This is a genomic window from Burkholderia ubonensis (assembly GCF_001718695.1).
In the GTDB taxonomy this organism is placed as follows: domain Bacteria; phylum Pseudomonadota; class Gammaproteobacteria; order Burkholderiales; family Burkholderiaceae; genus Burkholderia; species Burkholderia ubonensis_B.
The window spans coordinates 439,006-451,490 of sequence record NZ_CP013422.1; the positions used below are offsets into that span (position 1 = coordinate 439,006).

Sequence of the window (12,485 nt, forward strand, 5' to 3'; positions counted from 1 at the left end):
ACCGCTCGAACCGCTCGAACCGCTCGAACCGCTCGAACCACTCGAACCACTCGAACCACTCGAACGCGCCCGCGTGCCGGCACGCATAGTCCGGCTCAATCCTGCGTCGTATCGCCCGCAGCCGCTTGCCGAAACGCGCTCGGTGTCTGCCCGGCCCAGCGCCGGAACGCGCGCGTGAAATTCGCCGGGTCGGTGAACTGCAGGCGCTCGGCGATCGTCTTCAGGTCGAGGTCCGACGCCGCGAGCAACTGCTTCGCATCCCGATAGCGCGCCTCGTCGAGCAATTGCCGGTAGCTCGCGCCGGCTTCCTCGAGCCGCCGCCTGAACGTGCGCGTCGATACGAGCAGCTGCTGCGCGAGCGTCTCCGGCCCCGGATAGCCGCCTGCCGCGTGCGCCAGCTCCGCCCGCACGCGCTCGACGAGATCGCCTTCCTCCTGCCGGACCTGCGCGTATTCCCGCTCGACCTGCACCAGCGCCTGCCGGTGCGCGACCTCGTCGGCCAGCGGCAGCGGCCAGTCCAGCACGTCGCGCGCGATCCACAGCGCGTTGGCCGCGCAGCCGAAGCGCACCGGCGGCAACTGGCGCCGGTAACGGGCGAAGTAGGCGGGCTCCGGCCACGCGAACTGCAGTGCGATGTCCGGCGACGCGCGCCCGGACAGTTGCGCGATGTTCCGCGCGAGCCCGGACAGCACGAATTCGAACATCACGTGATGCTGCAGCACGGGGCTCGCCTGCACACCGTGCAGTTCGAGCGTCGCGCCGTTTTCGTCCTCGGCATAGGTCAGGCGATATTGGCGGTTGCGCATCCGGAAGTAGCGGATCGTCACCTGCAGCGACGCGCGGATGTCCCGCGCGGTCAGCGTCGCGTAGCCGAGAAAGCCGTGCACGGTCGGCTTGAGCTGCAGCCCGAACGCGAGACCGATGCCCGGATCGCCGCCGATTTCGATCGCGTTCAGCACGAGCCGCCCCCATTGCGACGGCGCGACGCGCGCGTCCGGCTCGGCCAGCACCGCGTCGCGCAGGCCCGTGCCGGCGCGCACCGCGGCAAGGTCGACGCCGCGGGCGTCGAGCACCTGCAGCAGCAGGCGCGGATAGGCGACCGGAATCGTCGGCCGGCGCAGCCCGAGGCGGTCCTTGGCAAGCGGGGAAGTCATGTCTGTTTGGCCGGAAATGACAAGCATTATGGCTGTTTGCCCCCTCACGTTCAACGTCGTGCGCGCCCTACGATGACGCTCACCGCTTTTCCGGCCACGCCATCATGACGACATCGTTTCCCCACCTGCTTGCCCCGCTCGACCTCGGTTTCACGACGCTGAAGAACCGCGTGCTGATGGGCTCGATGCACACGGGTCTCGAGGACAGCCGCAAGACGCTGCCGCGCCTTGCCGAATACTTCGCGGAACGCGCGCGCGGCGGCGTCGGCCTGATGGTCACCGGCGGCTTCGCGCCGAACGTGGCCGGCTGGACCAAGCCGTTCGGCGGCACGCTGATGACGTCGTCGGCCGCGCGCCGGCACCGCGCGATTCCCCGCGCCGTGCACGCCGAGGGCGGCAAGATCGCGCTGCAGATCCTCCACACCGGCCGCTACGGCTATCACCCGTTCGCAGTCGCGCCGTCGAAGATCAAGTCGCCGATCTCGCCGTTCACGCCGCACGAACTGACCGCGCGCGGCGTCGAGCGGCAGATCGGCGCGTTCGTGCGCTGCGCGACGCTGGCGCGCGAAGCGGGCTACGACGGCGTCGAGATCATGGGCTCCGAGGGCTACCTGATCAACCAGTTCATCTCGCTGCATACCAACAAGCGCACCGACCAGTGGGGCGGCGCGTACGAGAACCGCATCCGCCTGCCGATCGAGATCATCGAGCGCACCCGCGAGGCGGTCGGCCGCGATTTCATCCTGATCTACCGGCTGTCGATGCTCGACCTGATCCCGGACGGCAGCGACTGGCGCGAGGTCGTGCAGCTCGCGAAGGCGGTCGAGCGCGCGGGCGCGACGATCATCAACACGGGGATCGGCTGGCACGAAGCGCGCGTGCCGACGATCGCGACGTCGGTGCCGCGCGGCGCGTTCGCGTGGGTGACGAAGAAGATGAAGGGCGAGGTCGGCATTCCGCTCGTGACGACCAACCGGATCAACCGGCCGGAAGTCGCCGAGCAGATCCTCGCGGACGGCTGCGCGGACATGGTGTCGATGGCGCGCCCGCTGCTCGCCGATGCCGAGTTCGTGAACAAGGCCGCACGGGGCCGTGCGGACGAGATCAACACCTGCATCGGCTGCAACCAGGCGTGCCTCGATCATGCGTTCAAGAACCGGATCGCGTCGTGCCTGCTGAACCCGCGCGCGTGCCACGAGACGGAACTGACATACACGCCCGCGCCGAAGGCGAAGCGCATCGCGGTGGTCGGCGCGGGGCCGGCCGGGCTCGCGTGCTCGACCGTGCTCGCGCAGCGCGGCCATCGCGTCGACCTGTTCGACGCGGCGGCCGACATCGGCGGCCAGTTCAACATGGCGAAGCGGATTCCCGGCAAGGAGGAGTTCCATGAGGCGTTACGCTATTTCCGTCGCCAGATCGAGCTGACGGGCGTGGCGCTGCACCTGAACCGGCGTGTCGACGCGAACGACCTGATCGCGGGCGGCTACGACGAGATCGTGCTCGCGACCGGCGTCGCGCCGCGCGATCCGAAGATTCCGGGGCAGGACGGGCCGAACGTGCTCAGCTACATCGACGTGCTCGCGGGCAACCAGCCGGTCGGCAAGCGGGTCGCGGTGGTCGGCGCGGGCGGGATCGGCTTCGACGTCGCCGAGTTCCTGGTGCAGGACGGCGCGTCGCCCGCGCTCGATCTCGACGAATGGAAGGCGGAGTGGGGCGTGACCGATCCGGCCGCGACGCGCGGCGGCGTGACGCGTGCGCAGGTCGCGCCGCCGGCCCGCGAGGTGACGCTGCTGCAGCGCAAGGCCGCGCCGCTCGGCAAGGGGCTCGGCAAGACGACCGGCTGGATCCACCGCGCGACGCTGAAGATGAAGCAGGTGAAGATGATCGGCGGCGTGAACTACGAGCGGATCGATGCCCGCGGGCTGCATGTGTCGTACGGCGAGAAGCGCACCGATCCGGCGCTGATCGAGGTCGACACGATCGTGCTGTGCACCGGGCAGGAGCCGCAGCGCGCGCTCGTCGAGCCGCTGCGGGCGGCGGGGCGCGCGGTGCACCTGATCGGCGGCGCGGAACTGGCCGCCGAGCTCGACGCGAAGCGCGCGATCGATCAGGGCGCGCGGCTGGCGGCGCGGCTGTAATCGGCGCTCGGTTCGACGTTTCGATGGCGCGCGCGGCGGTGCGGCGGTTTGGCTGGGCGATGGGCGCGCGTTTGTTTCGATGAAGCGGCGATCTCCGCGCAGGGCGGTGGCGCGGATTGGCACCGTCGCGGCGCCGCGCGATACGGAGCAGCGCACGCAATACGCGCAATTCGGCCAACTCAGCCCCGGCCCCAACTCGGCTAACTCGGCCCGACACGGCCCACGCCCGCGATGCCGAGCGCGACCGACCCACTCTCGGCGCGTTCTGCCCGCCGGCTTCCCGCCAGCCCGACCGACCCGCCACCCGCCTTACGCCGCTTCGGCCCGCTCTTCCCGTTCCGCTTCGAGCATCGCCTTGACGATCAGGTAGACGGCCGGCAGGTCGTCGTCGTCGCGGCGCCAGTCGACCGGCTCGTCGACATCCGCGGCCACCATCCGGCTGTCGCGCAGCCGGATGAACGCGTCGACCACCGCCGGATCGTTCCGGTTCAGAAACCCCGCATTGGAGAACGCCAGGTCCTCGACGTCGAGCAGCGCCTGCCAGCTGAGCGTGCGGACCGCGGCCGGGTGGGTGCGACGGCGCAGGCCGAGCGCGCGCTGCGCGGGCCCGCCGACGACGCGTTGCAGGTCGACGGCTGCCCGCTGCGCGGCGCGCTCGAAGTGGACGGGATTGAAGCCGGGTTGTTCGGGATCGAAAGCGGATGGCTGGAACATGGTCGCCTCACAAAAGTCCGTCCGCCATGGTTGACGGAATTCGGGTCGAATGATGCAAAAACACTGTGAATATATACAGTGTTCGATCCGGTTTCAAGTCCTTCGTGCGGGCAGTGGTACGACCGTGTCACACCGCCGCGGCGATCGTCTCGCGCAGCCACTGGTGCGCCGGATCGCGATGCGAGCGTTCGTGCCACAGCATCGACATTTCATAGCCGGGTACCTCGACCGGCGCGTCGACGACTCGCAGCGCGGGTGCGTCGCGCACGAGACGCTCGGGCAGCATCGCGACGAGGTCGGTGTTCGCGACGGCCGACATCACGAACAGGAAATGCGGCACGGACAGCACGACGCGGCGCGTGGCGCCGCGCTTCGCGAGCGCGTCATCCGTCACGCCGACGAAGCCGCCGCCGTCGGGCGACACGATCACGTGTTCGAGCGTGCCGAACTGCGCGAGCGTGGGCCGGCGCCTGAGCTTCGGATGCCCGGCGCGGCCGACGAGCACGTAGCGCTCGACGAACAGCGGCAGACGCCGCATGCCCGCCGGCGAACCTTCGGTCGTGTGAAACGCCAGGTCGATTTCGCTGCGTTCCGCCTGTTTCTCGATGCGTGGCGGCGCGAGCTCGACGACCGCGAGCCGCGTGCCGGGCGCGGCGGACCGCAGCGTGGCGAGCGCCGGCAGCACGATCGTCGATTCGCCGTAGTCGGTGGCGGCCACGTTCCAGGTGTGCGTCGCGGTCGCGGGATCGAACGGCGTGGCGGGCAGCACCGCGCGTTCGACCGCGTCGAGCGCTTCCCGCAGCGGTTCGCGCAGCGCCTCGGCGCGCGCGGTCGGCCGCATCCCGCGCGGGCCGGGCAGCAGCAGCGGATCGCCGAACACGTCGCGCAGCTTCTGCAGCTGCACGCTGACCGACGGCTGCGACATGCTCAGCTTTTCGGCCGCGCGCGTGACGTTGTGCTCGGACAGCAGCACGTCGAGCGTGACGAGCAGGTTCAGGTCCAGTCGTCTGAGATTGTTCATCGCTATACCTGGAATTCCGGAAATTCATTTCCAATATACCTGGCGGCGCGGCATCCTGCCGACATTCAAGCAACGGAGTGTCTTGGCCATGAACGTGCTGATCGTTTATGCCCATCCCGAACCGCGGTCGCTGAACGGCGCGCTGCGGGATTTCGCCGTGCAGCGTCTCGAGGCTGCCGGGCATGCGGTGCAGGTGTCCGACCTGTACGTGATGAACTGGAAGGCGACGCTCGACGGCGACGATGTCACGGACCGGCCGCCCGCCGCGCGTTTCGATCCGTCGCTCGATTCGAAGCGCGCATTCGCGCAAGGGACGCAGCGGGACGACATCGCGCGCGAACAGGCGAAGCTGAAGTGGGCCGATGCGGTGATCCTGCAGTTTCCGATGTGGTGGTTCTCGATGCCGGCGATCATGAAGGGCTGGGTGGAGCGCGTGTATGCGTACGGGTTCGCGTATGGCGTCGGCGAGCACTCGGATACGCATTGGGGCGACCGGTACGGCGAAGGGTCGCTCGCGGGCAAGCGCGCGATGCTGGTCGTCACGACAGGCGGGTGGGAGTCGCACTACGGCCCGCGCGGCATCAACGGGCCGATCGACGACGTGCTGTTTCCGATTCAGCACGGGATCCTGTATTACCCGGGGTTCGACGTGCTGCCGCCGTTCGCGATCCACCGTACCGGAAAGATGAACGACGTGCGCTTCGACGAAACACGCGCGGCGCTCGGCAAGCGTCTCGATGAGCTATGGACCGCGCAGCCGATTCCGTTCCGGCGGCAGAACGCGGGGGACTACGAGATTCCGGCGCTGACGCTGAAGGCGGAGATCGCGCCCGGCAGCGTGGGGTTCGCGGTGCACGTCGCGCACGAGGAGGCGCACGATGCACCCGACGCGCCGCCCAACAACGCGCGCGATCCCGCGTCCGCAGCGGCGAACGCCGCGTGAGGCAGGCGTTCGTCGGGTCGTAACGGACTGCGGCCCGTGCGCCGCCGGACAAGCGCCGGCACGGGCAGCACGGGCTTCACGGGCTGCACGGATCTCAGCGATCGTCGTCCCGAACCGACGACGGATGCCGGCACAGCGCCCGCACCTCGACGCTCATATACGGAAACAGCGGCAACTGGCTCAACACGTCATGCAGCTGCTGCACGCTCTCGACGTCGAAAATGCTGACGTTCGCATATTGCCCCGCGATCCGCCACAGATGCCGCCAGACGCCGTCCTGCATCAGGCGCTGGCACATCGCCTTCTCTTCGGCCTTCAACGTAGCCGCCTTCACCGGGTCCATGTCGTGCGGCAGGTTGACGGTCATTTCCACATGAAACAGCATCCTGCGCTCCTTGTATTGTCGGTTCGTCGAACGTTACGGCCGCTCAGGCCTGCGCGCGTGCGCGTTCGACATCGCTCGCCGGTACGTGCTGCCGTTCCTTGACCAGCGTGAAGTCGAAGTCGATCAGCGCGAACTGGCCATCGACGTCGTAAGGCTTGCCTTCCGCGCCTTCGGCCTGCTTGATCTTCGGGATCAGCCCTTCGCGCGTCGCGAATGCGAAGTCGTCCCAGATGTGCGGATCGCCTTCGATGTTGATCTGCGTCGTCAGCTTGCGATAGCCGTCCGCGGAAACGAAGAAGTGAATGTGCGCGGGACGATGGCCGTGGCGCCCGAGCTGGTCGAGCAGCTGCTCGGTCTTGCTGCCCGGCGGCACGCTGTAGCCGACCGGCAGCACGCTGCGGAAGCTGTAGCGGCCCTCGGCATCGGTGCGGATCGAGCGGCGCAGGTTGAACGCCGGCTGCGACTGATCGAAGTACGAGTAGTTGCCGAGATGGTTCGCGTGCCACACCTCGACGAGCGCGTTCGCGAGCGGCTTGCCGTCGTCGCCGAGCACCCGGCCGCGCATCACGAGCGTCTGGCCCGGATCGGTGCCGTCGTCGAGGCGCGCATGGCCGACCGATTCCGGCGCGCCCGCGACATACAGCGGCCCTTCGATCGTGCGCGGCGTGCCGCCGTGGATGCCGGCCTTCGCTTCGGCCTCGTCCATCCGCACGTCGAGGAAGCGCTCGAGGCCGAGGCCCGCGGCGATCAGGCCGAATTCGCTGCCGGCTTCGTTCAGGTAGTTGAGCGCGGTCCAGAACTCGCTCGGCTGCACGTCGAAATCCTCGATCGTGTAGCACAGGTCCTTCACGATCCGGTTGACGATCGCGCGCACGCGCGGGTTGCCGGGCTTCTCGGCGGCATCGTCGAAGGTCTTCAGCAGCGCGTCGATGGCGTCCTTGTTCATGCGTGTCTCCAATATCGGTGTATGGCGGGGGATCAGCGGGCGCCGCGTCGCATCCGTTCGATGCGGGCCCAGTCGAAGGTGATGCCGAGGCCGGGCGCAGCCGGCAGGTGCAGCTTGAAATCCTCGTAACGCAACGGCTCGACGAGAATCTCCTCGGTCAGCAGCAGCGGGCCGAACAGCTCGGTGCCCCATTGCAGCGCGCCGAACGTGCTGAACAGCTGCGCGGACGCCATCGTGCCGGCCGCGCCTTCGAGCATCGTGCCGCCGTACAGCGCGATGCCGGCCGCCGCCGCGATCGCCGCGACGCTCGCCGCGCCCTGCAGGCCGCCCGACTGCGCGATCTTCACCGCGAACACGTCGGCGGCGCGGTCCTGCGCGAGCGCGAACGCGTCGACGGGGCCGTGCAGCGCCTCGTCGGCCATGACCGGTATCTGCGCGAGCTGCGTGAGGCGCTTCAGGCCCGCGCGGTTGGTCGCGGCGATCGGCTGCTCGACGAGGCTCACGCCGGCTTCCGCGAGACGCGGGCCGGCCCAGATCGCATCGGTTTCGGTCCACGCCTGGTTCACGTCGATCCGCACATCGCCGCGCTCGCCGAGCGCGCGCTTGATCGCGATCACGTGCGCGACGTCGTCGGCCACCGCGTTCGAGCCGATCTTCAGCTTGAACGCGCGATGGCGGCGCGCTTCGAGCATCGCTTCGGCTTCCGCGATGTCGCGCTGCGTGTCGCCGCTCGCGAGCGTCCACGCGACGTCCACCGCATCGGTCGTGCGGCCGCCGAACAGCTCGGAGAGCGGCACCCCGAGGCGGCGCGCCTGCGCGTCGAACAGCGCGGTCTCGAGCGCGCACTTCGCGAAGCGGTTGCCCTGGAACAGCTTGCGCACGCGCGCCATCGCGGCGCCCGGACGGGTCGCGTCCATGCCCTGCAGCAGCGGTGCGAAATAGGTGTCGATGTTGACCTTGATGCTTTCCGGGCTTTCCTCGCCGTACGCGAGGCCGCCGATCGTGGTCGCTTCGCCGACGCCTTCGATACCGTCCGAGCATCGAACCCGGACCAGCACGAGGGTCTGGCAATTCATCGTGGCGACCGACAGCTTGTGCGGGCGGATCGTCGGCACGTCGACGAGCAGCGTCTCGACGCGCTCGATGGTGGCGGCAGTTGCTATCATGCGATTCCTCCTGTTGGTGCACATGGTAGGAACTTCCGCCCGGCGGCGTCCAACACTCTTTCCGACTACTTCCATACTTTCGAGGTATGCAATGGAATTGCGTCAGCTCCGGTATTTCATTGCCGTCGCCGAGGAAATGAACATCACGCGGGCCGCTGAGCGCCTGCACATGACGCAGCCGCCGTTGAGCCGCCAGCTGCAGGCGATCGAGGACGAAATCGGCCTGCCGCTGTTCGAGCGGGGCGCGCGGCCGCTGAAGCTGACCGAGGCGGGCCGGGTGTTCTACGCGCAGGCGAAGCGCCTCGTCGACCAGGCGGACGAGCTCGGGCCCTTGACGCGGCGGCTCGCGCAGATGTCGGAGCGGATCGTGATCGGCTTCGTGCCTTCGACGCTGTACGGCGCGCTGCCGGACGTGATTCGCGCGTTCCGCGAGACGCGGCCGGACGTCGAGCTGTCGCTGATCGAAATGTTCACGCTCGAGCAGCTCGGCGCGCTGAAAGGCGGGCGGATCGACGTCGGGTTCGGCCGCCTGCGGTTCGACGACGATCAGCTCGTGCGCGAGGCGCTGATCGAGGAGAAGCTGATCGCGGCGCTGCCGGCCGGGCATCCGCTCGCCGATCCGGATCGGCCGCTCGCGCTGGCCGACGTCGCGAACGAGACGCTGATCGTCTATCCGAGCACGCCGCGGCCGAGTTTCGCGGACCAGCAGTTGTCCGCGCTGCGCGACGGCGGGCTCGCGCCGGCCGGCGTGCACGAGGTGCGCGAATTGCAGACGGCGCTCGGGCTCGTCGCCGCGGAAGTCGGCGTGTCGCTGGTGCCGGAAAGTGTCGAGGGCGTGCGGGTGAAGGGCGTCGTCTACCGGCGGCTGCCGGAGCCGGTCGCGACGTCGCCGATCATCATGAGCCGCCGCGTGCATGACGAAAGCCCCGCGACGGCGGCGTTCTGCGCGATCGCCCGCACGATGATCGCGCCGGCGGGCTGACGACCGCTGTTGCGCCGTATACCGCAACTAACGGTCGATTTCGGAGCCCTGCGCAGGCGCAGCCACGGACGCCGCCTCAGCGCTTTCCGTCGAGCGTCTCCGACGGCAATTCGCCGAACGTCTCCCGATACGCGATCGCAAACCGGCCGAGGTGCGTGAAGCCGCAATCGAGCGCGATGTCGGCGATCCGCCGCTCGCTGCCCGCGGCGCGCAGCAGGTCACGCGCATGCTCGAGCCGTGCGTGGCGCAGGTACTGCATCGGACTCATCCCGCGAAACTGGATGAACGCATCGCGCAGCGTGCGCTCCGGCACGCCGGCCGCGCCGACGATGTCGGCGAGCTGCAGCGGCTGCGCGTAGTGGGCCGCGACGAATTCCTGCGCGCGCCGCATGAAGCCGGGCACGGGGTCGTGGCGCGACGGGGGAACGACCGACGGCGGATGCCCTTCGATCAGCAGGTCGATCAGCAGGTGTTCGAGTTGCGATGCGACGCGCGGATTCGCGCTCGCGCGTTCGAGCAGGGCCGGCGAGCCCGCGACCAGCATCAACTGCTGCCGCCACGCGGCGAGCGCCGCGTCGCTCACGCGCAGCACGGGGTCGAGCATTGCGCGCGGATCGCCGGTCAGCGCGCCGACGGTGGCCGCATCGATGCGCAGCACGAACTGCTCGCAGTCGGCCGACAGCTGCGCGTCGAAGCGCTCGCCGGGCGCGCACAGCACGCCGGTCTGCCCGTCGACGCCGACCTGCCGGCCCATCGCACGCACGTCGGCCTGTCCGGACAGGCAGAACATCAGCAGGTAATAGCCGTCGACCGCGTCGACCTGCACGCGCATCGGTTCGCCGAACGCGATCGTGCCGATCCCGAGCCCGCCGATCCGCACGAAATCCATATGCGACGCGCCGTGCACGCGGCCGCTCGGCAGCAGCGCGTGCGGCTGCATCACGCGCGAAATCCGCTCGCGCGTCTCGTCGAGATCGCGGGATTCGAACAGCCGGTGCGCACGCAGCGCGAGCGGCTCGAACGACGTTGGGGGCATGGGCATCAGTCTGGTTTTGGGGCGCGTGCTTCGATCCGACGAATGGGGCGGGATCGCGTGCCGGCGTCACGCGTGCCGCCATCCTAGCGCAGAAACCTGCCGGAAGTGGATACTGCGCCGCCGCATTCGCAGATTCCGGATAGACGTCGAATATTAGCGTTTCAAAAATAGGCTCCATCAAGACACCGACACCCCAACCGGATCGACAAGGAGTCCGACATGGAGCAGACAGAATCGCCAGTCCTGTTCGCGGCGCGCGAAGACGCGTCCGACGTGACGTTTCCGCACGGCGACGGCTCGCGCGTGCCGTACAAGGTGTTCAGCTCGCGCGCCGTCTACGACCGCGAGCAGGAACGCATCTTCCGCGGCCCGACGTGGAATTTCGTCGCGCTGGAAGCGGAGATCCCGAACCCGGGCGACTTCAAGAGCACGTTCGTCGGCGACACGCCGGTCGTCGTCACGCGCGCCGAGGACGGCGCGCTCGCCGCGTGGGTGAACCGCTGCGCGCACCGCGGCGCGCAGGTGTGCCGCAAGGCGCGCGGCAATGCGAGCTCGCACACGTGCGTCTATCACCAGTGGAGCTTCGACAACACCGGCAACCTGCTCGGCGTGCCGTTCCGGCGCGGCCAGAAAGGGATGACCGGGATGCCGGCCGATTTCGATCCGAAGCAGCACGGGCTGCGCAAGCTGCGCGTCGACAGCTATCGCGGGCTCGTGTTCGCGACCTTCAGCGACGACGTCGCGCCGCTACCCGACTATCTCGGCGAGCAGATGCGCCCGTGGATCGACCGGATCTTCCACAAGCCGGTCGAATATCTCGGCTGCACGCGCCAGTATTCGAAATCGAACTGGAAGCTGTACCTGGAGAACGTGAAGGACCCGTATCACGCGAGCATGCTGCATCTGTTCCATACGACCTTCAACATCTTCCGCGTCGGCATGAAGGCGCGCTCGATTCCCGATGCGAACCACGGGCTGCACAGCATCATCACGGTGACGAAGACCGGCGACGACACGTCGGCGGCCCACAAGCAGCAGAACATCCGCTCGTTCGACGAAGGCTTTCATCTGGAGGACGAATCGATTCTCGATCTCGTGTCCGAATACGACGAGGACTGCACGAACCACATCCAGCCGATCTTTCCGCAGCTCGTGATCCAGCAGATCCACAACACGCTGGTCGCGCGGCAGATCCTGCCGAAGGGGCCGGACAACTTCGAGCTGATCTTCCACTTCTTCGGCTACACGGACGACACGCCCGAGCTGCGCGCGCTGCGCATCAAGCAGGCGAACCTCGTCGGGCCGGCCGGCTACATCTCGATGGAGGACACCGAGGCGACCGAGCTCGTGCAGCGCGGCACGGTGCGCGACGGCGACGCGACGTCGGTGATCGAGATGTCGCGCGGCAATCCGGACCAGCAGGACACGGTGATCACCGAAAGCCTGATCCGCAAGTTCTGGGTCGGCTACCAGAAGCTGATGGGCTATTGAAGCGGGAGCGCGAAATGACGGAAGACATGAAGACGTGGTTCGAGATCGCCATGCTGCAGAACCGCTATATCAGCCACCTCGACAACGACCGCCTCGAACAGTGGCCGGAGCTGTTCACCGAGGACTGCACGTACGAGATCGTGCCGAAGGAGAACGCGGACCTCGGGCTGCCGGTCGGGATCGTGCATTGCACGAACCGGCGGATGCTGCGCGATCGCGTCGTGTCGCTGCGGCACGCGAACATCTTCGAGGCGCACACGTACCGGCACATGACGTCGGGGCTGATGGTCGTCGCCGAGCGCGACGGCGAGATCGACACCGAGAGCAGCTACGTCGTCGTGCAGACGCGCAGCAACGGCGAATCGAACGTGTACCAGGCCGGCAAGTATTACGACACGGTGGTGCGCACGCCCGACGGCCTGCGCTACAGGACCAAGCGCGTGATCTACGACACGTCGCGCGTGCAGACGCTGCTGGCCACCCCGATCTGAGCGGAATGTGAGGAACGA

At 68.2% G+C, this 12,485-nt stretch carries 12 protein-coding genes; 5 read left to right on the forward strand and 7 right to left on the reverse strand.

Translation table 11 applies throughout. From position 1 onward, the window contains the following. Positions 1-95 precede the first annotated feature (95 nt). Positions 96-1,181, reverse strand: a complete 1,086-nt coding sequence (locus tag WJ35_RS21895; RefSeq protein ID WP_069239990.1) for an AraC family transcriptional regulator — start codon at positions 1,179-1,181, stop codon at positions 96-98. A gap of 77 nt (positions 1,182-1,258) precedes the next feature. Between WJ35_RS21895 and WJ35_RS21900 the strand changes: the two genes are divergently transcribed. Next, on the forward strand, positions 1,259-3,292 hold the full coding sequence (locus WJ35_RS21900; RefSeq protein ID WP_060235324.1) for an NADPH-dependent 2,4-dienoyl-CoA reductase: 2,034 nt from the start codon (positions 1,259-1,261) through the stop codon (positions 3,290-3,292). A 309-nt stretch (positions 3,293-3,601) separates the two neighbouring features. Here the strand turns inward: WJ35_RS21900 and WJ35_RS21905 are convergent, their stop codons facing one another. Both WJ35_RS21905 and WJ35_RS21910 read right to left on the reverse strand, forming a co-directional pair. After that, the gene (locus WJ35_RS21905; RefSeq protein WP_069239991.1) at positions 3,602-4,006 is read right to left on the reverse strand and encodes a DUF2471 family protein; all 405 of its coding nucleotides are present in this window, start codon (positions 4,004-4,006) and stop codon (positions 3,602-3,604) included. A 127-nt stretch (positions 4,007-4,133) separates the two neighbouring features. Then, on the reverse strand, positions 4,134-5,027 hold the full coding sequence (locus WJ35_RS21910) for a LysR family transcriptional regulator (RefSeq protein WP_069239992.1): 894 nt from the start codon (positions 5,025-5,027) through the stop codon (positions 4,134-4,136). A gap of 88 nt (positions 5,028-5,115) precedes the next feature. Between WJ35_RS21910 and WJ35_RS21915 the strand changes: the two genes are divergently transcribed. Continuing rightward, on the forward strand, positions 5,116-5,970 hold the full coding sequence (locus tag WJ35_RS21915) for an NAD(P)H-dependent oxidoreductase (RefSeq protein ID WP_069239993.1): 855 nt from the start codon (positions 5,116-5,118) through the stop codon (positions 5,968-5,970). A gap of 94 nt (positions 5,971-6,064) precedes the next feature. Here WJ35_RS21915 and catC read toward each other — a convergent pair whose 3' ends face one another. Genes catC through WJ35_RS21930 form a run of 3 tightly spaced genes read right to left on the reverse strand, consistent with a single transcriptional unit; the run spans position 6,065 to position 8,467 of the window. Beyond that, the gene (gene catC, locus WJ35_RS21920; protein ID WP_069239994.1) at positions 6,065-6,355 is read right to left on the reverse strand and encodes a muconolactone Delta-isomerase; all 291 of its coding nucleotides are present in this window, start codon (positions 6,353-6,355) and stop codon (positions 6,065-6,067) included. A 43-nt stretch (positions 6,356-6,398) separates the two neighbouring features. Continuing rightward, the gene (gene catA / locus WJ35_RS21925; protein ID WP_069239995.1) at positions 6,399-7,301 is read right to left on the reverse strand and encodes a catechol 1,2-dioxygenase; all 903 of its coding nucleotides are present in this window, start codon (positions 7,299-7,301) and stop codon (positions 6,399-6,401) included. Positions 7,302-7,333: 32 nt separating this feature from the next. Beyond that, on the reverse strand, positions 7,334-8,467 hold the full coding sequence (locus WJ35_RS21930) for a muconate/chloromuconate family cycloisomerase (protein ID WP_060233748.1): 1,134 nt from the start codon (positions 8,465-8,467) through the stop codon (positions 7,334-7,336). A gap of 91 nt (positions 8,468-8,558) precedes the next feature. Between WJ35_RS21930 and WJ35_RS21935 the strand changes: the two genes are divergently transcribed. Next, a complete protein-coding gene (locus WJ35_RS21935; protein WP_059967176.1) occupies positions 8,559-9,449 on the forward strand; it encodes a LysR family transcriptional regulator in 891 nt (296 codons plus the stop codon). A 76-nt stretch (positions 9,450-9,525) separates the two neighbouring features. Here the strand turns inward: WJ35_RS21935 and andR are convergent, their stop codons facing one another. Next, the gene (gene andR, locus WJ35_RS21940) at positions 9,526-10,485 is read right to left on the reverse strand and encodes an anthranilate 1,2-dioxygenase regulatory protein AndR (RefSeq protein ID WP_060233750.1); all 960 of its coding nucleotides are present in this window, start codon (positions 10,483-10,485) and stop codon (positions 9,526-9,528) included. A gap of 219 nt (positions 10,486-10,704) precedes the next feature. Between andR and andAc the strand changes: the two genes are divergently transcribed. Beyond that, a complete protein-coding gene (gene andAc / locus WJ35_RS21945; protein ID WP_060233752.1) occupies positions 10,705-11,976 on the forward strand; it encodes an anthranilate 1,2-dioxygenase large subunit AndAc in 1,272 nt (423 codons plus the stop codon). Positions 11,977-11,990: 14 nt separating this feature from the next. Further along, complete coding sequence (gene andAd / locus WJ35_RS21950) at positions 11,991-12,467, forward strand: anthranilate 1,2-dioxygenase small subunit AndAd (protein ID WP_010089037.1); 477 nt, start codon at positions 11,991-11,993, stop codon at positions 12,465-12,467. The last annotated feature ends 18 nt before the right edge of the window (positions 12,468-12,485 follow it).